The 20,699-nt window shown below is 70.9% G+C and carries 14 protein-coding genes; 6 read left to right on the forward strand and 8 right to left on the reverse strand.

All coding sequences use genetic code 11. The features are described 5' to 3' along the window. Positions 1–9: 9 nt before the first annotated feature. The gene (locus H6726_03910; protein MCB9656772.1) at positions 10–972 is read left to right on the forward strand and encodes an SDR family NAD(P)-dependent oxidoreductase; all 963 of its coding nucleotides are present in this window, start codon (positions 10–12) and stop codon (positions 970–972) included. A 66-nt stretch (positions 973–1,038) separates the two neighbouring features. Here H6726_03910 and H6726_03915 read toward each other — a convergent pair whose 3' ends face one another. After that, positions 1,039–2,487 (reverse strand): hypothetical protein, encoded by a 1,449-nt coding sequence (locus H6726_03915; protein ID MCB9656773.1) that lies wholly within the window; start codon positions 2,485–2,487, stop codon positions 1,039–1,041. Between the two features lie 155 nt (positions 2,488–2,642). Between H6726_03915 and H6726_03920 the strand changes: the two genes are divergently transcribed. Further along, on the forward strand, positions 2,643–6,362 hold the full coding sequence (locus H6726_03920; GenBank protein MCB9656774.1) for a protein kinase: 3,720 nt from the start codon (positions 2,643–2,645) through the stop codon (positions 6,360–6,362). Here H6726_03920 and H6726_03925 read toward each other — a convergent pair. The 3 genes from H6726_03925 to H6726_03935 form a co-directional block, all read right to left on the reverse strand. Further along, entirely contained in the window at positions 6,308–6,619 is a 312-nt protein-coding gene (locus H6726_03925; GenBank protein ID MCB9656775.1) for a hypothetical protein, read from the reverse strand. The two genes, H6726_03920 and H6726_03925, sit on opposite strands and share 55 nt — an antisense overlap. Before the next feature lie 162 nt (positions 6,620–6,781). Further along, positions 6,782–7,114 (reverse strand): hypothetical protein, encoded by a 333-nt coding sequence (locus H6726_03930; GenBank protein MCB9656776.1) that lies wholly within the window; start codon positions 7,112–7,114, stop codon positions 6,782–6,784. Between the two features lie 214 nt (positions 7,115–7,328). After that, entirely contained in the window at positions 7,329–8,060 is a 732-nt protein-coding gene (locus H6726_03935; protein ID MCB9656777.1) for a TIGR04255 family protein, read from the reverse strand. A 161-nt stretch (positions 8,061–8,221) separates the two neighbouring features. On the opposite strand from H6726_03935, the gene H6726_03940 reads away from it, so the two are divergent. Further along, complete coding sequence (locus H6726_03940) at positions 8,222–8,701, forward strand: hypothetical protein (protein MCB9656778.1); 480 nt, start codon at positions 8,222–8,224, stop codon at positions 8,699–8,701. Positions 8,702–8,764: 63 nt separating this feature from the next. Here H6726_03940 and H6726_03945 read toward each other — a convergent pair whose 3' ends face one another. Together H6726_03945 and H6726_03950 are read right to left on the reverse strand one after the other, a co-directional pair. Beyond that, a complete protein-coding gene (locus H6726_03945; protein ID MCB9656779.1) occupies positions 8,765–12,859 on the reverse strand; it encodes a DEAD/DEAH box helicase in 4,095 nt (1,364 codons plus the stop codon). Between the two features lie 595 nt (positions 12,860–13,454). Continuing rightward, positions 13,455–15,284 carry a tetratricopeptide repeat protein gene (locus tag H6726_03950; protein MCB9656780.1) on the reverse strand — a complete coding sequence of 610 codons (1,830 nt, stop codon included), beginning with the start codon at positions 15,282–15,284 and terminating at the stop codon, positions 13,455–13,457. Between the two features lie 291 nt (positions 15,285–15,575). Here H6726_03950 and H6726_03955 point away from each other — a divergent pair, with 291 nt between their 5' ends. Together H6726_03955 and H6726_03960 are read left to right on the forward strand one after the other, a co-directional pair. Further along, positions 15,576–15,965 carry a hypothetical protein gene (locus tag H6726_03955; GenBank protein MCB9656781.1) on the forward strand — a complete coding sequence of 130 codons (390 nt, stop codon included), beginning with the start codon at positions 15,576–15,578 and terminating at the stop codon, positions 15,963–15,965. Positions 15,966–16,173: 208 nt separating this feature from the next. Continuing rightward, positions 16,174–17,262, forward strand: a complete 1,089-nt coding sequence (locus H6726_03960) for an HNH endonuclease (GenBank protein ID MCB9656782.1) — start codon at positions 16,174–16,176, stop codon at positions 17,260–17,262. A 78-nt stretch (positions 17,263–17,340) separates the two neighbouring features. Here the strand turns inward: H6726_03960 and H6726_03965 are convergent, their stop codons facing one another. Together H6726_03965 and H6726_03970 are read right to left on the reverse strand one after the other, a co-directional pair. Further along, on the reverse strand, positions 17,341–17,730 hold the full coding sequence (locus tag H6726_03965; GenBank protein ID MCB9656783.1) for an HIT family protein: 390 nt from the start codon (positions 17,728–17,730) through the stop codon (positions 17,341–17,343). Between the two features lie 90 nt (positions 17,731–17,820). Next, complete coding sequence (locus H6726_03970; protein ID MCB9656784.1) at positions 17,821–18,114, reverse strand: TM2 domain-containing protein; 294 nt, start codon at positions 18,112–18,114, stop codon at positions 17,821–17,823. 158 nt (positions 18,115–18,272) lie between these two features. Here H6726_03970 and H6726_03975 point away from each other — a divergent pair, with 158 nt between their 5' ends. Continuing rightward, the gene (locus H6726_03975) at positions 18,273–20,699 is read left to right on the forward strand and encodes a hypothetical protein (protein ID MCB9656785.1); all 2,427 of its coding nucleotides are present in this window, start codon (positions 18,273–18,275) and stop codon (positions 20,697–20,699) included.

The following is a 20,699-nucleotide window of genomic DNA, read 5'->3' on the forward strand; positions in this document are numbered from 1 at the left end:
GGCGGGGGCATGACCAACGCGCGACGACGGCGCGACGAGGAGCAGAGCGGCATGGCGAAGAAGAGCTACGCGGAGAAGTACGGGCCCTGGGCGTTGGTGATCGGGGGGAGCACCACCATCGGCGAGCAGTTCACGCGTCAGCTGGCGGCTCGCGGCATGAACGTCGCCGTGGTGGCGCGCCGCGCGAGCGTGCTGGCCGAGCTGGCGGCCGAGGTGCAGGCGGAGACCGGCATGACCGTGCGGCCCGTCGCGCTGGACCTCGCGCACGAGGGCGCGTTCGAGCAGCTGGAGCGCGCCGTGGCCGACGTCGAGATCGGCATGCTCGTGGTGAACGCCAACCTCCACAAGGTGAACCTGTTCGACAAGATGCCCCCCGAGCAGAAGCGCATGATGTGCCGGCTGAACTACGAGATGCCCGTCATGCTCACGGACATCTTCGGCGCCAAGATGGTGGCGCGCGGGCGCGGCGGCATCATCTACATCAACGCGCTGAACTCGGTCACGCCGATCGAGATCGACGCGGTGTTCCAGGGCACCAAGGCGGGCCTGCGCATCTTCGCGGAGAGCCTGTGGATCGAGTACCGCAAGCACGGCGTGCAGGTGGCCTCGGCGCACGTGAACGGCATCGAGGGCTCCGAGAGCTACGAGGCCAAGCTGCCCGAGAGCACGCGCAAGGCGCTGAAGGTCATGGGCGTGTCCATGCACCCCGAGAAGATCGTGGCGCGCATCCTCACGCAGTTCGACAAGGGCAAGCTCATCCTCTGCCCGGACGTGCCCGTGCCCATCAACCGCAGCGCCATGAAGGCGCTGGACCTCAGCCGCTTCTTCGGCGGGGGCGCGCAGCTGCGCGCGTGGTCCTGGCTGTTCAAGAAGCTGCTGAGCGGCGACGAGGTGCTCGAGGGCATGGCGGGGGCTGGCGCGTCGGCCGAGGCTCCCCGGACCGAGCAGGCTGTCTCGAAGCCGGCCAGCTGATAGGGGCAGTCCGCCCTCTGAGACAGCCTCGTTCAGTCGGGACCGCCTGGGCTGCCCCCGAGCGCGTCAGCCGTCACACACCCCGCGGAACCGGTGCAGCCGCTCGAACGCCTTCTTGCTCGTGTAGTGCGCGCGCGGGAAGTACTCGCCCATGACCTCGGCGTCGTGCGGCTGCGGGTCCTCCTTGGTGGGCGGCGGGATGTGGCGCGGTGAGCGCGGCCAGCGCGGATTGGCGACCTGGTAGCGCAGGTACACCGTGTTGACCCAGTTGCGCGCGCCCACGTAGTGGCCCTCGCCGTCGCCGAAGGCGAGCCACGCCACGCCGTGCTCGGGGGTGGCGTTCTTGGGGCGGCACTCGGGCCAGCTCACCACCAGCGTGTAGTTGCCGTCCGCGTCGAGGGGGACCTGCTCGTCGAACACAGTGGACCAGCCCACGCCCGACGGGGGGGACGCGCCGCTGGTGGCGGACCAATAGCGCACCTGGTCCTCCGCGGGCCAGGTGGTGTCGCCGCGCCGGGTCTTGGGCGTGAGCGGGAGCTTGCCCTCGATGACGACGATCTCGCCGTACTCCAAGGAGAAGCTCGCCATCATGTAGATGGTGTCGGGGTTGTTCGCGAAGCCCCCTTCGTTGGTCGCGGGGTACGTCGCGACGCGCGTCTCGGGGTCCGCGATGAACGCGCCGCTCACGCTGTAGCCCACGTTCCAGAAGCGCTGGAAGACGGGCTCGCGTAGCGCGGGTGCGCTGGTGGAGCCGTTCACCTCGGACTGCCACTGCGCGAGGGTGTACTCGGCCTGCTCGCCGGTCTTCTTTGCGTGCAGCGTCTTGGCCATCTCGTGGCCGGTCTGCTGCGTGCCGTCCGCAAGCGTGAGCGTGACCTGCGGCAGGCCGTAGCCGTCGCCGTCGAGCCGCACGTTGCCGGTGCCGTCGTAGCCCGCGTCGGGGATGTAGTGACGAATGGCGAGGTGGATGTGCGGCGCTTCGCCGATGCCGTGGTTGACGGGCACGTAGAGCGTGTTGGGCGGCCTGTCGTCCTCCGGAGGCGGGTTGTCGTTCTGCAGCACCTGCAGCGTGTAGGCGCGCGGGGTGACGTCGCGGCGCTGCGCGGGGTCGAAGGGGTTGTACGACCCTGGGTCCGGATCGATGTCAACGTCGCGCAGGTTGTCGCCGTTCCCGAGACCGCCCTCCGAGGTGGCGCCGGCCACGGTGAACGAGAAGTAGCGCACGTGCCCGTACTCGCCGCGGATGGTGAGGCTGGCCCCCACCGGCAGCTGGAACTGCGCGACGAAGTACGACGAGCCCCCGTCCGGGTAGAGCACCGGCTGTTGGATGGGCAGCGCGCCCACCAGCAAGCCGTACTCGATGCCCTTCGGGCCACCCCAGAACGGGTCGGGCTGGTAGCGCCGGTTCGTGATGTGGATGGTGGCTGGCGAGAGCGGCCATCGTACGGTCCCGTCCATCGTCAGCGCCTCGGCGTCGCCCTCGCCTGCCGTTCCCCGCTTGTCGTCGTGCTCCACTGGTCCCCCTGGTCCGTGTCCGTTCGCGCGTTCGTCCGCGCGCGAGGCTACGGGCGTTGCTTTCGCAGCGTCAACCGCGTCCACACGAGATGCGCCTCGGCGTCCCTCGCTGGCGACGCTTGGGGGCGCGCGTGGGCCTCCTGTACCCTCGCGCGATGCTGGCCTGGTCGCACGACCGCTTCGAGATCCTGCGTCCGCTCGGCGCGGGCGGCATGGGCGCCGTGTACGAGGCCTTCGACCGCGTGCGGCGCGAGCGCGTGGCGCTGAAGACCATTCGCCGCACGGACGGTGAGGCCATCTACCGCATGAAGCGCGAGTTCCGCGCGCTGGCCGACCTCGAGCACCCGAACCTGGTGCGGCTCTACGACCTGTTCGTCGAGGGCACGCGCTGCTTCTTCACCATGGAGCTGGTGGACGGGGTGGACCTCGAGACGTACGTGGCGGGACAGCCGTTCGACCCCGAGCGCCTCGAGACCGCCGTCTCGGGACTGGTGGCGGGCATCGACGCGCTGCACACGGCCGGGCTGCTGCACCGCGACCTGAAGCCCTCCAACGTGATGGTCACGGCGCAGGGGCGCGTGGTGGTGCTGGACTTCGGGCTGGTGACGGACGCGCACGCGACGGAGCGCCTGACCCAGGCCGGCGCGATGTCCGGCACCGCCGCGTACATGTCGCCCGAGCAGGCGCGCGGCGAGACCGAGCTGACCACGGCGGTGGACCTCTACGCGCTGGGCGTGATCCTGTTCCAGCTGCTGACCGGCCAGCTGCCCTACGCGGGGACCGCGCTGGCGATCATCGTGGCCAAGCAGCGGCCCGACGCGCCCAGCCCGCGCGCCGTGAACCCCGCCGTGCCCGAGGCGCTGGACGCGCTGGTCACGCAGCTGATGGCCTTCGACCCCGTGACGCGCGCCGACCTCCATGCCGTGCGCGTGGCCTTCGGGGCGCCGACGTCGGTGCATCCGTCGCGCTCGTCCCACGACCGCCTGGTGGCGCGCACGCTCTTCGGGCGCGAGCGGGAGCTGGCCGCGCTCGAGCAAGCGCAGCAGCACGCGCACGCCGGGAGGCCCGCGCTGGTGCTGGTGCGTGGGCAGTCGGGCATCGGCAAGTCGGCCCTGCTGCGTGCGTTCGTGCGCGGGCTGGAGCGCTCGGGCGCCGTGGTGCTGGCGGGGCGCTGCTACCGCGCGGAGTCGGTGCCGTTCAAGGGGCTGGACGGCACCATCGACGCGCTCAGCCGCGTGCTGGTCATGATGCCCGCCGAGCTGCGTGAGCAGGTGCTGCCCCCCGACCTGGCGGACCTGGGCGCGCTGTTCCCGGTGCTGCGGCGCGTGAAGCCCATCGGCGCGGCCTACAACCGCAGGCGGCTCGAGCCCGACACGCCGCAGCGCGCGCGCCAGCTCGGCTTTGCGTGCCTGCGCGAGCTGCTGCGCCGGCTGGCCGCGACCACGCCGCTGGTGCTGGTGGTGGACGACGTGCAGTGGGCCGACGACGACTCCGCCCGCGGCCTGGTGCAGCTGCTGCGCGGGGACGACGCCCCTGGGCTGACGGTGGTGTTCGGCGCGCGCCCCGACGACGACGCGCCGGTGCTGCGTGAGCTGTTCGGGGACGAGGTGGGCGAGGGGCTGGGGCACCTTCTGCGCACCATGGTGGACCTGGGGCCGCTCCCGGAGGAGGCCATCCGCGAGCTCGCCGGTCGACGCTTGGGCGCGGACAGCGAGCTGCTGGAGGTGATCGCGCGCGAAGCCAAGGGCTCGCCCTTCGCGGCGGAGGAGCTCGCGCGCTTCCTGCAGGAGGCCGAGCGCGACGGAGTGCCCGTGGAAGACGTGGGCTCGATCGACGCGGTGGTGCAGCGGCGCGCGCTGCAGCTGGACCCCACGGCGCGCGAGGTGCTGGAGGTGATCGCCGTGGCCGGCGAGCCCGTGCTAGGGCTGACGGTGCTGCAGGCGCTCTCGCTGGCCGAGGACGACCGCGCGCCGATCGACGTGCTGCGCGGGCGCGGCTTCGTGCGCACGCTGCGCACGGACGCGGCGGTGTCGGTGGCCACCGCGCACGACCGCATCCGCGAGGCGGTGATGAGCGGGATGGGCGACGCGCAGCGGGCGCAGCGCCACCACCAGCTGGCGCTCGCGCTGGAGAGCGTGGAGACGCCGCCCCACGAGCGGCTGGCGCGCCACTTCGCCGCAGCCGGGGAGCGACGCCTGGCGCGTGACCACGCCGTCATCGCCGCCACCCAGGCGGGGGACGCCTTCGCGTGTGAGCGCGCCGCCGAGCTCTATGCGCTCGCGCTGTCGCTGACCGACGACGACCGCGCGGGCGAGCTGCGCTGCGCGTACGCCACGGCGCTGGCCGAGGCGGGGCGTCACGCGGCGGCGGCCGAGGCCTGGCTAGTTGCGGCGGACCTGGCGGAGGGCGCCACCGCGCGCGAGCGCAGGCGCCACGCGGCCGAGTGCTGGCTGTACGCGGGGCGCATCGACGAGGGGCTCGCGCTGCTGGCGGAGATCGCGAGCGAGATGGGGGTGACCATCCCCGAGACGCGCTGGCGGTCGCTGTGGGGCATCGTGGTGGGGCAGCTGCAGCTCGCCATGCGCGGGCTGTCGTTCCGGCTGCGCGAGCGCGCCGAGCTGCGGCAGACCGAGCTGGACCGCGTGCAGACCCTGGGCGCCATCGCGACGCAGTACCTGCCGCTGGACCCGTTCCGCGGGCTGGTGCCCTCCGTGCGCTACCTTCTGGCCGCGCTCGACCTGGGTGACGCGGAGGAGCTGGCGCCCGCACTGGCGCAGCAGGTCATCACCCGCTCCCTCTTCGCGCGCAACCGCAGCGCCGAGCGCGTGGTGAACGGCCTGGACGAGCTGGCGGCGCAGTCGGGCAGCGCGAAGGTGCGCGTGTGGACCGAGCACGCGCGCGGCTGGTGGTCGCTGCACGAGGGTTGGCGCGAGCGGGCGCTGGCCTGTGGCGCGGCGGCGCTCGAGCACGCGGCGGCGCTCCCTGCGACGCCGGACTGGCTCATCTCCAACATCCACTACGTGCGCTCCTACTCGCTCATCTGGGAGATCCGGCCCGAGCCTTTCGAGCAGGTGGCGGCGTTCATCGCGGAGCGCGACGAACGCAACGGGCCCTTCGCCGAGATGCGCCTGCGCGCGACCGCGCTGCAGCACCAGGCGCTGCTGCTGGGGCAACCCGAGAGCGTGCTGGCGTTCTCGGACGACCCACGCTGGGCGCGCATGACGCACCGCAACACCGCCGTGCAGCAGACGGCGCGCACGCTGGCCGTGCACGCCGAGCTCTACCTGGGCAACGTCGCGGCTGCGGCGACGGAGGCGGACGAGGTCTGGGCGGCGTGTCGGCGCCAAGGCGTGCACCGCGCCAGCTTCGTGCGCTGCGGCGTGCCGTGGGTCATGGCCGCCACCGCCCTCGCGCAAGGGAACGCCACGCGGGTGCGCGCGGCTCGGGCGCGTTTCCGCAAGCCACGCAACGGGCTGGAAGAGGTGTACCAGCCGCTGTTCGACGGGGCCGTGGCGTGGGCCGAGGGTGACCGGGGCGCCTGCCGCGCCGCATTCACGGAGCTGCGCACGCGCTGCGAGACCCGCGGCTTCCCCAACTACGAGGCCAACGCCTGCCGCGCGCTGGGCCTCCTGGACACAGGCCCCGAAGGCGACGAGCCCCGCGCGCGCTACCTCGCGCTGCTCGAGGGCACGGGCATCGTGGACCCGGACCTCTACTTCTGGGCCTTCCTGCCCATGGGCGAGCAACCCGCGCGCACGGGGAGCACGCGCTCGGCGTGGTCTGCGGCGGATCCCGATCCGACGAGTGTTGCTGACGTCGTTCAGGCAAAGAGATCCGGGCACGGCCCCGGCGTCGGCGACGGCTCGCCGAAGTAGAACCATGGATCATCGGCCGCACCACCTGGATCCAACGCAATGCGCACGCGCTCGAGAAACCCTCGGACTCCGAGCACCGGGGGACCGGGCCAGTCCGGTACCACGAGCACCGTGGCGTCGAGCACGAGGTCGCTCCCGCCATCCGCCACCAGCAGGACCGGCATGCGGTGGAGCGTGCCCGCATGTCTTCCGTAGCGGGAGTGCAGGCTGATTGGCGATGCCGGGCTCGGGAGGTCCACCCCCGCGAGTTCAGCCACGTCCGCACTCAACACGGACCACTCGCCGCCGGTGTCCAACAGAGCAACGTCGTCTGCTGCGAGCGACCCGAATCGGCACCGAACGCCGACGAGCAACTTGCCGGGACCCCAGGGGTGGTCGAGATAGCAGCTCGCTGCACCAACGGCCCAACCTGCCACGCGCTACACCACTCGCACGAAGAGCAAGCCCTGGAGCGAACCCTTGGCGGCAAGAGCACGGTGGAGCACGTGGCGGTCGCCGTCGGCCCCGAGCAGCGCCCCATCCTTGAGCGCAACCCACTTGCCGACGTACTCACGGTCGTCGCGGTGAGCGAGCAGCCAAGCGCGGTTCTGCTTGAACGCAGCGGCACCGTCGACCTTCACGGGCCGGCGGTCTACCGCGCGCGGGGGCTCGAGCACGCGCTGCCACTCACCGCCGAGTCGCGCCGCAAGCGCACGGGCCTTGTCCACGCGCCCAGCGCTCAGCAGTTGCTGAACCGTCGCGTCGGTACCCACGCCCACTTGAACATGACCGTGGGCGGGCGCACTGACGGAGGCCATGTGGTGAGGCACCCGGGGAACGTGGGAGTCGAGGAGGTCGCGAAGACCGCCCGCACTGTTGACGCGACCGTCAGTCGAGTGACGAGCAACGGCTCTCGACGCCCACCGGTCAACTGAGCTTGCAGGGCGCGTCAACGACGCATCGGCACTCCAAGAGAACATCCCCATGTCAGTCCCCCAATGGACGCAGCATGGCGCGCGTCCGGTCCGAGATGCAGGCCTCGAAGATCTCGACGACGCGCTCGTGAAGCGCGTCGAGCGTCGCTGCGAGTGCGACACGATCTAGCGCGTGTGGCGCGACCACGAGCTCTGTGTCGAGCGTCAGCACGCGTTCACCCTTGTGCTCCTCGAGGACGAGGGTCAGCGCCTCGGTCCCGCCGACGACGGGCTTCTCCACCCGGCTGAATCCTCGGGCCACGGCGTCGGCCAAGAACGCGGGCAAGTAGGGAGACTCGAAACGAATCCATTCCCCCAAGGGCGCACCGTCCGCGCCCAAAGGAAGCTTGTCGATGTAGCGGAGGGTGAGCCTGTCGATGCCGTCTGGCTTCGCGGCGCTCTCGTACGCCTCGAGCGTCTGCAAGATGAACGCACGAAACGGCCCCCAGTGCGGATACGGCCGCAGCACGTTGGCGATGAGGAGGTTCTCTCCAACTTGGGCCAAGCGTGAGCGGTCGGCCGAGAAGAAGCGCATTCTCTGGAGACGACGCGTGTGCTGACGCACCCCCTCCTCCGTGGTCTCGACGAGGACGTCGACGACCTCACCAGCCTCTCGGATGGGCAAGACAGCGTCGCCAACCGCGCTCCGGAACGCGCCGAAGACCGTGGGGTCCCATTGTGCGGTGCTCGCGAACGCGAACTCGCACAGCGCTTCGACGATGGGGTCGGTCTCGTACCGGGGCACGCCCACATCAGATCACACTAGGCAATCGGATGCAAAGCCCTGCCTCGCCGAGAGCGACACCCAGCTCGTGGCGCGATGACGACGCAGTGGGCTAGCCGCCCCCGCTCCACGAAGCGCGGCGGCTGGGGTGGCGGAGGCCGCTTCTGGTGTACCCTCCGCTCATGGACGAAACAGCCATCCTCGACTACGCAGCCGCCGTCTTCCAGCGCGAGCGCATGCTCGACTCGTACGAAGTGGCCGCCAAGACCGTCACCAAGGGCTTCTTCAAGAAGCGCACGGAGGTCGTGATGGAAGGCGACCCCGCGCAGGCCCTGCGCATGCTCAAGGGCTACGCCGAGACCCAGAAGGTGCCCTACGTACCGGACGACATCGAGCGGACCAACCGCGTGCCCGAGCACGAAGCGCGCATGCAGCAAGACCCGGAGTTCCTGAAGGCCGTGCGACGCGCGTACGCCATGCAGCTGCTGAGCTCGCGGTCGAACTTCAACGTGCGGTTCATGCCCCCCGAGTTCGAGCCGCAGGTGGAGGCCGCGATGCAAGACGAAGCGCTCATGCGCAACCCGTTCGTGCCGCTGGTCGAGCGCCGCCCGCAGCTGCAGGAAGCGTTCATCAGCGGCAAGGGCGGGTCTTCGGTGGGGTGACGCGCGCGCGCGTTCGTGCTGCTGGCTCCGAAAAGCTCGTCGGCACGGTCGCGCCCGCGGATGCTACGTCAGCAGCTCGCGCAGGGTCTCGAGGTCGAGCTTCTTGGCTTCGTCGAGCCCCTCCAAGAGGTCGCCGCTGAGCTGTCGCTTGGTGCCGTGCAGCGCGAGGATCTTCTCTTCCAGCGTCCCGGCGGTGATCAACCGATACACGTGGACGGGACGCTTCTGCCCGATGCGATGCGCGCGACCTGTGGCCTGGTCCTCGACGGCGGGGTTCCACCACGGGTCCAGGTGGAACACGTAGTCGGCGGCCGTGAGCGTGACGCCCACACCGCCCGCGTGAAGGCTCATCACGAAGACGTCGGCCTCGCCCGCTTGGAACGCCGCCACCTGCGCCGTGCGCGCCTTGGCGGAAAGGCTCCCGTCGAGCGTGAGCACACGCAACCCCTCCGCGCTCAGGCGCTGCTCGACGCGCCCCAGCATGTCCAAGAACTGCGTGAAGACGAGCGCCTGATGCCCCTCCTCGTGGAGCGCCAGCACGCGCTCGGTGAGCACCTCCAGCTTCGCCCCCGCGGGCCCTTCCGCGTTCAACACGCGCGGGTCGACGGCCGCCTGCCTGAGCTTGAGGATCTCGGTCAAGAGCTTGATGCGCGCGCTCCCGTCACCGCTCGCGCGCTGCGCCGCGATGGCATCTTCCGCCTTGCGCCGCAGGGCTTCGTAGAATGCGCGCTCTTCTGGCGTGGGTGTAACCAACAGCGTGGTCTCGCTGCGCTCCGGGAGCTCCTCGAGCACCTCCGACTTGGTACGCCGCAACAGGAAGGGGCGCATGCGCGCGCGAAGCTCTTGCAGGCGCTCACGGTGCCCGTTGGCGATGGGCTCGACGAACTGCTTGGTAAACTGCCGCTCGCTCCCGAGCAGACCCGGCAAGACGCAGCGCATCAGGCTCCAGAGCTCGCCCAGGTGGTTCTCGACGGGGGTGCCCGTGAGCGCCAAGCGAAACCCGGCGTCGAGCTCGGCCGCGGCCTTGGCGCGCTGCGTCTGGGCGTTCTTGAGCGCGTGAGCTTCGTCGAACACGACGGTCGCGAAGCGCGTCGTGGTCAGCGCCTCTTGCTCGGTGACCAGCACCCCGTAGCTGCAGATCAAGACGTCGAAGGGGCCCGCAGCCGCCAGCACGCCGGCGCGCTCCTGGCTCTCGGCCAGCGTGATGACGTTCAGGTTGCTGGCGAAGCGCTGAGCCTCCGCGGTCCACGCGCCCACCACCGACGTGGGCGCCACCACGAGCGCGGGCCCCAGCTTGGCGCGCTGGGTCAAGAGCGCCAGCGACTGGACGGTCTTGCCGAGGCCCATGTCGTCGGCAAGGCACGCACCCAGCTCGGCGTTGGCGAGGCGCGCCATCCACACGTAGCCGCTGAGCTGGTAGTCGCGCAGCTCGGCGCCGAACCCTGCGGGGAGCGGGACCTCGGACGTCAGCGCAGCCTGCAGCCGCTCCAACGACGCTTGGGTGTTCGCGTCGAGCGTGCGGTGGCCCGCCGCCTCGGTGAGCTCCACCAGGCGCGGCAGCATCACGAGCGGGGTCTCGAGGCCCTTCTTGCCTGCCGCGCCCAGGCCGCTCAGCGCGTCCAGTCGACGCCGCAGCTCGTCGGAGAGAGCGAGCACGCGGTCACCCGCAAGGTGCACGAAGCGACCGCGCCCGGGCCACGCGTCGATCAGCTGCTGCAGCTCGACCACGAGCCCCTCGTCGACCTCGAGCTGGATGGCGCTGATCAGCTCGTCCTTGGTTTGGCGCACCCGCACGCGCAGCTGCTGCATGCCCAGCGTCACAGGAGAGGGCAGGGTCTTCCCGTCGGGCCACGCGAGGATGCAGAGGGCGCTGTCGACGAGGGCGACGTCGGCCAGGAAGGCGAGCGCGAGGTCCATGCCCTCGAGGGACGTCGCGTCGTCGTGCCAGTCCAAGGCATCGAGCAGCGGCGTCGCGGCGAAGATGCGTCGACGGACGTCGCGCTCATGCGCCAGATCACGGACGGTCTGGACGGTCTCCCCATCGAGCGTGGCCACGCGCTGCGCCTGCCCCTGGCCCGGGGGGAGGTGCGGCCCCCCCAGGCCGAGCGGGATGGCGCGCAAGCGGACGTCCAAGCGTTGACCGGACCAACGACAGAGAAACGCTAGTCGTGGGTCCGCCTCCACGCTCCTGCCTGCGAGCTCGATGTCTTGACCGGCGCTGACACGCACGCGCTGCCCGACTCGGCTGAGCACCCGTCCCAGGCGCCCTTCGCCCGCCCGTGGGATCTCGACCTTGCCCATCGCGAGCAGGCTGGCGACGCGCGTGAGCTCGGGCGTGCGCGCGTACACGGCGAGCATGTCGGGGGGCACGCGCTCCGTGTGGAACTCGCGGGTGAGCAGCTCCGGTGGGTGCAGCGAGAGCGTGGTCGCCTCGCCCGAAGCCGTGCGTTCGGCGCGCAGCTCGCCCTCGGCCCGCACGATGCGCAGCGGTGCGCCCTCGGAGTCGACCACGTGCGGGTCGTCGACCAGCTGCAAGAGCGCCGTGTAGCCGAGCGAGATCACTGTCTCTTTGCGCTTGCCCCAAGGGTCCAGCGCGACCCGGTGCATCTCCGCGCAGCCCAGCACCTCGCGCACCGAGGGCGTCACGTAAGGCTCGGTGCTCTGCTGGAGCTTTTCGAGGTTGAGCACGGTGCCGCGTTGCGCGCGCGCGCTCTTGACGAGCCGCGGCGTGATGCTCAAGGCGCGCTTCTCGGTGGGGACCGAGACCTCCCACACCACCCGCGGGAACGCGCCCTTGGCCTCGCTCGCGTCGGGGGCCACCACGGCCTCGGCCACCGACTCGAGGGCGTCGAGCGTGAGCTCCCAGGCGCGGCGGGACCGATACGTGGCCGCGAACGAGCCGGGTCGCGCGTCACCCGTGTGCAGCGCGTGCTGCGTGTCGTTGAACACCTTCGCTGCCGCCGTGTACCCCGAGCGCTCGGCCAGGTGGGCGTAGGCCGCGAGGTGGCGCACCAGCCGCTGCGGGACGGGCTGCGTGCCGGCCCAGGAATGGAGCAGGCCCAGCAACAAGACCTGCACCCAGGTCAGGCGTGCCGTGTCCGGGTAGTCGGCGCTCTGCAGCCGGTCACCCGAGAGCTGCCACCGCAGAAACTCGGCGAGGACGAAGTGCTCGAAGTCCATCTTCCGTCCCAGCGCCTCGATGCGCCGCTGCAACCGCTCGCGCTGCAGGCTGTCGACGGTGCCCGCCACCAACGCCACGAGGCCGAAGGCCACGCCGACCTCATCGCTCAGGCGCCGCGCGTTCGTGACGCCCTTGCCCTGTACCCGCTCGAGGTGCTCGTGGGCGATCGCGGTCACGCCGGCCGTATCGACGTCGCTCGCCATCAGCGCCGCGAAGAGCTGGATCTCCGCGCGACCGAGGGCCGTCTGCGTCGCGAGCACGTCCTCCACGGGCAGGCCGCGCATCACGGCGACGCGCGCAGCCTTGGCCGAGATCACCCGCTCGTCGTGTTCACAGAAGGACACCAGCAGGTCTTCCTCGATCGGACTCAGGGACGCGAGCGCGCCGTCGAGCAGCGCGTTCGCGTAGCTGTCGAGCAGCGGCTCACTGAGCTGCGTCACCCACGCGAGCTTCGGCGTGTGACCGAGCGTGTGCAGGACGGCCGCGCCGACCTCCGCGCTCTTCCTCACGTACTGGAGGCTCCGACTGAGATCGCCGATCGCTTGGGTGACCCGGCCCAAGACCAGGGCAGCGCGGACCTCGCCACGGCTGACCCGCATCGTGTACTGCCGGTAGCGTCGCCGCTCCTCCGCGAGAGCGTCGGTGATGGGGCCGAGCAGTCCTGCTTCGTGCGCCCGCTCGAGGTTTCGCCAGCACGCGTCCTCGGGCACACACCAGCACGACGGGTCCCACTCCGACGCGGCGACATCGCCCCGCTGCTGAAGCGCCCACAGCGCCTCTTGGACGAACTCCGAGGTGAGACGACGAGACGACGCGTCCCGCACACCCGCCCGGTTCACGGCCTCGTAGAGCGCGGACCGAGAGAACCCGTCGTCCAAGAACGTGGCGACGGCGCCGACCTGCGTGACCAGCTCAGGGGCGTCGGCGGCCGTGGGACGCGGGAGGGGGGCGGAACGCGGTGTCTTCTTGGTAGCCATGGATGAAACACCGTGCTCTTACGAGCCCGCGTGATGGAGTTCAACGCGGAAGAGGGACCGGCCCCTGCAATCCTCACCGATGTCACACGTGGCGCGTTAGTCATGCCGCGACATCGCCTCCACGAGGTCCTTCAAGAGTGCGGTCTGCGCCTGCCTGCTTTGGCCAGCCGGCCGCGCGAGCCCCTCAATCAACGCGTGACCGTGAGCCCCTGGCAGCGTAAGGTCCGCTCGTGGGTCGGTCACCACGTCAACCTCTCGGCCGTGCTGCGCCCCTATCCGACGCGCGGCCGCCACTCCAATCGCGAACGCCCACGGCTCATGGGGTGGCGTGTCGTCTTCAGCTGGACGCGTCGCGCCGTCGGACCGCTCGAGGCGATCATGCTCGCGAATGGCGAGCGCCTGCCCTACGGTGGTCTCGTCCACATCCCAGACGGATGTCCCGGGCACCCGGCCGATTCGGGCCGCTTCCTCCTTGTCAGCCTTCGTCGGCACCATGAAGCTCGGGTTGGGCTCCTGGTGACCGCGTGGCCAATGCCCGCCGCCTCGCTCAACGATCCGGAACACGCGCTGCGCGTCGCGCAGGGATGTATATGGCTCAGACGGCATCGAGGAAACGGCGGAACGCGGTCAAGAACACCGGGTCGGTGGGCTCGAGATCTCCCCCCTCGACTCGTCCTTCAGGGTTGATCACCGTCCAAGCGTCGTACTCGTCCGGGTCGTCCGGGAACTCGACGCGGACGTACCAATCGCGCAGGCGCCACGCTAACTCCGCGCCCCCCTCCGGGTGGAGTCCGCAATACGGGAGCGGCACCAGGGACTCGAACGCCCCCTCCAAGGCGCGCCAGACCTCCTCCACTCGATCGCGAATCGCCAAGGCCGCGCCGGACTCGACGAGCTCCTTGTCGAGGTACCGAGTCCACGCGTCGTGCTCCACGGCCACCTCGTCGAACACCTGTCGGTACTCCTCACGGTCGTCGGACGATGGCTCCGGGAGCGAACCGATCACCGCCTTCGCCAAGTCAGCGCGCCCCGCTTGCAGCCACGCGCTCGCGACGGGAGCGAGCAGCTCCGCGCGCAGCCACGGGTTGGTCATGAGCTGGTCGCCGTAGGGGTCAACGCGGCCCAACGCAAGCTCCCACTCTGCACGGGCCGCTGCAGGAGCATGCCGAATGAGAGAGCATACCAGCCTGCGATTCCACCGCGGGTTGGACGGGGTCAGCTCGATGGCGCGGCGGTACGACGCCTCGGCGCGCTCGGTGTCGCCTGGGGCCTTTGAGCGTAGGAGGTTGTAACCGAGGTAGTGATGAGCGTAGTCGTCGTCAGGGAACTCTCGGACGCACCGCTCGAAGATGCGAACGGCGCCCGCGAAGTCTCCGGCGAGGCTCGCGGCCCGGCCACGGTCCCAATAGAGGTCCGGCAACACGATGCGCTGTGCCTGCCACTCGGTCTGAGTGTCAGCCCCACCATGCGCGAGGTGATGCAGCTTCTCGACCCAGTAGGTGACGGTCGCGGCGCTCGCGTCGGCTGGGTCGTTGACGCCATCGAGCGTACGGTAGGTCGCCGCGAGGCGGGCGTGGTCGTCCGGCTGCTCCCCACGCCCGAGAGCGGCGCGCATCTGCCGCGCCACCGCGTCTGGTACGCGCAATGGGTCGCCGTAGCCCACGCACTCGGTCAAAAGGGGGATGTATGTCTCCGGAGCGTCAACCGCTTGCAGGACCAGGGCCCGCTGCAAGGGCCGACGAAGCGCGACGAGCCGGCGCAGCGAAGACGTGAGCGCCGGGTGTTGCCGAGCCCCCACCACGATGCAGCGCGCGAGCGCCGGGATCCCGGACGCGGGTTGCCGCGTCAAGTGCGCGGCGCGCTCCGCAGAGGTTCCAAGGATGGCTGCGCCTATCGCGAGACGCAGCGCCACGGGATGGACGCGGTGCGCTCCAACCGCGGCCGTGACTTGCTCAGCCACAGACTGGAACGCCCCAAACCGCTCCGCTTCGACAGCGCTGGACCGAACGACGAAGGGCTCTAGGGGTGCCGTCAAGACCGACCCCGGTGCGGCGTGGAGTCCGCTCCCCGGCGCGCCGATCTCAACCCGACGCGCATGCCCGCGCAGCGCCTGAAGGACGACCCCGAGCCGTTCGCTGCGGGCACCGGGACGCGACTCGTCGGGATGCACCGCCGAGGTGGACAGCACCAACAGCCGCTCGGCCTCGAGCCGCTCGACGAGGGAGAGCGTGTAGGCGCGGAGCTCGTTCAGCGAGCCGGGTTGGGGAGCGACCTCCGGGTAGCCGGTCGCCGCGCTGAGCTGGAGGAGCGCCGCCGCCGCCGCGTCCGCCCATTCAGCCGCCAGGAAGTCGATGTGAAGCGCAGAGGGCTCTCGCAAACACAGCTGCGCCGCCAGCGTGCGACGACCGGATCCGAGCCCCCCCATGACGACCTGTGGCGCCCTCTTCGACGCTTGAACGAGCTCATCGGCCCGACTCTGGAGGTCTGGTTCCATAGATGGCTACTGAGGGGCGGACGCTACCACGCGTGGGATCTCGTCGCCATGTTCGCGCCCGTTGGCCGCGGCCCTGCTGCAGGAAGCGTTCATCAGGCGGCTCTCCGGTGGGGTGAGACTCGGTCCAGGTGGACGTGCGTCTGCTGCGGGGTGCAGGACGCGTCGACCACGCGACAACGCGGTCCGCTGAATCCCGCGCGGGGTGGCAGCGTCTCGCGCCCCATGAGGCTCGTGATCGCGCTCCTGTCGTTGATGCTCGTCGCACCTGGCTGCGGCCCGGGTCAGTCGCATCCCGTGAGTCCAGCGCCGCACACGCGCGAGGCCGAGCCCGCCCCGGCGCCCGAGAACGACCCTGACCCGGAGCCCGCGCCCGAGAGCGACCCTGAGCCCGAGACCCGCCCTCCCGGGCCGGCCGACCCCACGCCCGCGCCACGTCGCGTCCCACCCCCAGCCCGCGAGGAGCCACCCCAAGAGCGCTGCCCCGCGATGGGCTGTGCCTACACGCCGTGCCCGCCTGGTGTGGAGCCACCAACGGGGTGCGGGGCAGTCTGCGGGTGCTCTGGGATGCGCGGCGACCCGTTCATGCGCGTGGCCCCTGCGCCGACTCCGTGAGGTGTGCTCGGCAGGAGACCCTGTGTGCGCCGGTCACCGACGCGACCGATGAGGTGTAGAGCATCGCTGGTCTCTCCGATACCATCCGCCTCATGGAGCGCGGACGCCCCGACCATCCATCGGATGACGCCCCGCGCGCCGGGTCTGCGGCACGCCGCGCCGAGCGCCCGAGTGATGGCGCACCCGGTCACGAGAGGGGCGGACGCCCATGAGCGCGAACGGAGACGAGACGCTGCGCTTCGCCGAGCAGGTGATCGTGCTGCTCGACCAGGGACGCCAGACGGCCACGTACAAGTTCGCCGTCTTGCTGGGCCTGATGGACCTCTGCCTGGAGCTGACGGACCGCTTTGGCGATCCGCCCAGCCACATCATGACCGGCCAGCTCGCCGAGAAGGTCATCGCGCTCTACTGGCCCCACGCTCAGCCCATGGACGTCACCAGCGGGATCGTGCTGCAGCAGAACACCGGCAAGCGAGCGCGGGTGCTGCAGCTCATCGACGACTTTCGCTCGTCGGCCTCGGCGGGTCGCAGCGTGACGCTCCACGCCGCCAAGCTCGCCGACCGCGACGGCTGGGAGACGCTCCGGGCCGAGGTCGAGTGGACCCTGGTCAAGATGCCGCTGCCCAAGCTGCAGCGCGCGTCGGGCACCGAAGACCGCTTCATCTATCACATCGGTTGGGACGACGACGTGAGCAAGAGCGCGTGGAGGAGCGGCGCGATCGACAGCCGCATCCACCTCGAGCCCGGGGTGGCGCGCTCCTTCGTGCGCCTCGCCGGTCTCCTCCGGCCGTTGATCCAAGAGCGCTGGGTGGCGATGGTCGGTCGTCTCAACGACCTCGAGGTCACCCGCGTGCATGGCTTTCTCTTCGGGGTCGACCGCGTCTCGCTCGGCGCGGTCCGCGAGCCGCTCCGGGAGCTTCAGAACAAACGCTGCTTCTACTGCGATGGCGCGCTCCAGACCTCGGTCGAGGTGGACCACTTCCTCCCTTGGGCCCGCCACGCGGACAACGGCATCGAGAACCTGGTGGCTGCGCACGGACGCTGCAACGGCAGCAAGAAGGACTTCCTGGCGGCTGCGGTGCACGTAGAGCGCTGGGCGCGCCGCGTGGTCGACGCGGAGAGCGACCTAGCGCGCATCGCCAAGGACGCCCGCTGGCCGAGCGATCGCAACCGGACGCTCGGCGCGGTCCGCGGGATCTATCTCCCGCTCCCCGATGGCGTGTCCCTGTGGCGCGGCCATCAAGACTTCGAGGCGTCCGACCGAAGCGCACTCCGCGCGGCCCTCCGCGTGGCATGAAACCGAGCCGCCTGCGTACGTCCACGGCCACACCCAGGACCAAATCGGCGTGCCGCAAGTGCGATGCTGCCGCGGCGTCTAGCGGTCCGGAAGGAGGTAGTTGCCCTTCCCCGGAATCACGTGTCGCACGCCACCGCGTGGGTCGTCGACGTCGCCGTGGTAGCGCGGGATCAGGTGCACGTGCAGGTGCATCACCGTTTGTCCCGCGGCTTCCCCCGCGTTGATGCCCACGTTGTACCCGTCGGGCTTCGGGTCCAGCTGCGCGTCCAGCTCGTGCTTCAGGGCGTCGACCGCGTCCATCAGATCGATGCGCTCGTCGCGCGTGGCGTCAAACCACGTGGCCACGTGACGGCGCGGGATGACGAGCGTGTGGCCCGGTGTGACCGGGTAGCGGTCACGAAACGCGAGGCTGAGCGCGGAAGACCAGACGGGGCACAGGCTGTCGGTGGCGCAGAAGGGGCAGTCCACCGCGGGACTGTACCTTGGAGACGCGCGCGGCGCGCTCCGACGATCTAGCTCCGTCGGGAACGACCCCGCGCGCTACCACGACGCGCGCCATCACCGCCGCGCGGCCGCGATCATCGCCATCTGGGCGGCTTGGTTCTCGCGCCGCTCGCGCTCTTCGATCTCGGCGAGCTGCTGGTAGATCCACGCGTTGTGCTTCGAGACGTAGCCCGGGATCAGGATCAGGTCGGCGAGGGCCCAGAAGCCGAGACCTCCGAGCGTGACCCAGTAGAGGAACTGTAGACCCCAGCGCTCGAGGTAGGCGTGGTGTGTTCCGCACAGGAACAGACACATGAGGTACGCGGTGCCGGTGGACTTGATGCTGGCCTGCAGCTGGTGCTTGTTCACGTTGCTCTCCTCGTTCGGTTCGGGCTCATTCGGCGCCGGGGCGCATCGACGGGCCGCACGATGCAGCCCCGCGCACGCCCATCTGCTGCACCGGTTACGCGCGACTGAACACACGCCCAGGGCCGACAGCGGCGGGCTCGGTCGCTACCCTCTCGCCCATGGACGACGACCTCGAGCGCGAGCTCATGGAGCGGCTTCTGGGGGAGGGCACGAGCCCGCCGGAGGACGTCGCGAACTTGGTGTACGCCGCGTGCCAGGGGGCGCAGGCGCTCGCCGAGCAGCTGGCTACGCCCGTGACGAATCGGCCGGCTGTCTCCGTGACGCAGCGGGCGGCGCTGCCGGCGTCGGCGCTCGGCGGCACGTTCTTGGAGTCGCTCGAGGTGGTGGGCTTTCGTGGCGTTGGTCCGGCCGTGTCGCTGGGGCTGTCGCCGGGGCCGGGGCTGACGCTGGTGGTGGGGCGCAACGGGTGCGCGAAGTCCAGCTTGGCGGAGGCGCTGGAGGCGCTGTTCACCGCGCAGAGCGCGCGCTTCGAGGGGCGCCCGAAGGAGTGGGCCACGGCGTGGCGCAACCTACACGTGGACGAGAAGCCACGGGTGAGCGCGACGTTCACCACGGCGGGGCACGGGCGACTGCAGGCCACGCGCTCGTGGGCGCCCGAGGGGGGGCTCGCGGACGGGGTGCTGCGTGTGACCGACGCGCAGGGCCGCGTGCTGTCGGCCGACGAGCTCGGCTGGACCACCAGCGTGGCCGAGTTTCGGCCGTTCCTGAGCTACGCCGAGCTTGGCAAGATCGGGCAGGAGCCCAGCAAGGTGTTCGATGCGCTGAACGTGGTGCTGGGCCTGGACGCCGTGGGCGAGGCGCAGGCGCGGCTGGCTGCGGCGCTGAGTCCCCTGACCAGTCGCGCCAAGAGCGTGAAGGACGCGCGCGCCCAGCTGACGAGCAAGCTGCAGCGGCTGGACGACCCGCGCGCCAAGGAGCTGCTCGGGCTCCTCACGGCGCGCAAGCCCGACCTGGACGCGCTCGCCGACACGCTCGAGGCACAGCGCAGCGAGGGCGGCGAGGGAGACGTGCGCGTGCTCACGCAGCTGAGCCGGCTGGACACCGCCGTGGTGGACTGGGCGGCGCTGGCCGCGACGTGGCGCGAGGCGCTGGCCAAGAAGGCCGAGGTGGCGGACGAGAGCAGCGCACGGCAGGCGTCGTTGGCGACGCTGCTGCGCGACACGCTCGCGTTCATCACCGACGAGACCACGAGCTGCCCCGTGTGCGAGCGCCCCACCGACGGCACGCTGCGGGAGCGCCTCACCACCCGCGCGCAGGAGGCCACCGCGCTGGCCGGCGCCTACAAGGGCGCCAGTGCAGCAGTGGACGCAGCGACACGCGCCATCCAGAACGCCCGCGCACAGCTGCCCACCACGGCGCTCGGCGCGGCCAGCGGCTGCCTCACGGACGAGCAGCTGGCGCCCACGCGCGAGGCGGTCGACGCGCTGCGCACCGCGACCACCCCCGACGCGCTGGAGCTCGCGCACCTGCGCTACGCCGAGGCCGTGCCGGCGCTGACGGTGACGGCCCGCGCCGCGCTCGAAGGCCTGGACGCGGACTACCGCGAGCTGTCGCGAGGGCTCGGGCGCTGGCTCAAAGACGCGCGCGCCGTGGCTGACGAGCAAGACGACGCCAAGCGCCTGAAGGCCGCGCGGGAGTGGCTTAAGGGCGCCGAGACAGAGCTGCGGGACGCGCGCTTCGCGCCCATCGAGCAGCAGGTGCTCACGCTGTGGAAGTCCCTGGGCGCACAGAGCGACGTGTCCCTGGACAAGCTGCGGCTCGTCGGCTCGGGCACGCAGCGCAAGCTGGCGCTCGACGCGCGCGTGGGCGACAAGGAGGCTGCCGCGCTGGCCGTGATGTCGCAGGGCGAGCTGAGCGCGCTGGCGCTGGCGCTGTTTCTGCCGCGCACGGCGCTGGCGCAGAGCCCGTTCCGCTTCGTGGTCATCGACGACCCCGTGCAGGCCATGGACCCCATCCGCGTGGACGGGCTCGCGAAGATCCTGGGCGACGCCGCGGAGACACGGCAGGTCATCGTGCTGACCCACGACGAGCGCCTGCCCGAGGCCGTGCGGCGCATGCAGATCCCCGCGCGCGTACTGCGCGTGGACCGACGCGGTGAGTCGCACGTGGCGCTGCGCGAGCAGCAGGTGGCGTGGCAGGCCTACACGGACGACGCGTGGGCCGTGGCGCGCTCCAACATGGGCGCGGAGCTGGTGCGGCGCGTGGTGCCCACCTTCTGCCGGCACGCGCTCGAGGCCGCCGCCATCATGGCCTACCGGCGCGAGCGGCTGCGCGCCGGCGACCACCCCACCGAGGTCGCCGAGAGCGTGCGCGACGCCCACACGCTGATGGAGGTGCTCTCGCTGGGGCTGTTCGGCACGGCGGACCGCACAGGCGAGGTGTTTCGCGCGGTCAACAACCGCGTCGGGCGCGACGTGGGGGACTGCGTGCGAGCCTGCAAGCAAGGCGCTCACGAGCCGGTGGACGACTACCGCGCGCTCATCGACAACACGCGGCAAGTGGCCGCGTGGATCGCGGAGCGCTGA

The organism is Sandaracinaceae bacterium, from assembly GCA_020633055.1.
GTDB lineage: Bacteria > Myxococcota_A > Polyangia > Polyangiales > Houyiibacteriaceae > JADJJE01.

Excerpts from the sequence above, each read along its gene's own strand:
- H6726_03910 (MCB9656772.1), top strand. The coding sequence starts at position 10 with ATGACCAACGCGCGACGACGGCGCGACGAGGAGCAGAGCGGCATGGCG.
- H6726_03920 (MCB9656774.1), top strand. The coding sequence starts at position 2,643 with ATGCTGGCCTGGTCGCACGACCGCTTCGAGATCCTGCGTCCGCTCGGC.
- H6726_03940 (MCB9656778.1), top strand. The coding sequence starts at position 8,222 with ATGGACGAAACAGCCATCCTCGACTACGCAGCCGCCGTCTTCCAGCGC.
- H6726_03945 (MCB9656779.1), bottom strand. The coding sequence starts at position 12,859 with ATGGCTACCAAGAAGACACCGCGTTCCGCCCCCCTCCCGCGTCCCACG.
- H6726_03950 (MCB9656780.1), bottom strand. The coding sequence starts at position 15,284 with ATGGGGGGGCTCGGATCCGGTCGTCGCACGCTGGCGGCGCAGCTGTGT.
- H6726_03955 (MCB9656781.1), top strand. The coding sequence starts at position 15,576 with ATGAGGCTCGTGATCGCGCTCCTGTCGTTGATGCTCGTCGCACCTGGC.
- H6726_03960 (MCB9656782.1), top strand. The coding sequence starts at position 16,174 with ATGAGCGCGAACGGAGACGAGACGCTGCGCTTCGCCGAGCAGGTGATC.
- H6726_03975 (MCB9656785.1), top strand. The coding sequence starts at position 18,273 with ATGGACGACGACCTCGAGCGCGAGCTCATGGAGCGGCTTCTGGGGGAG.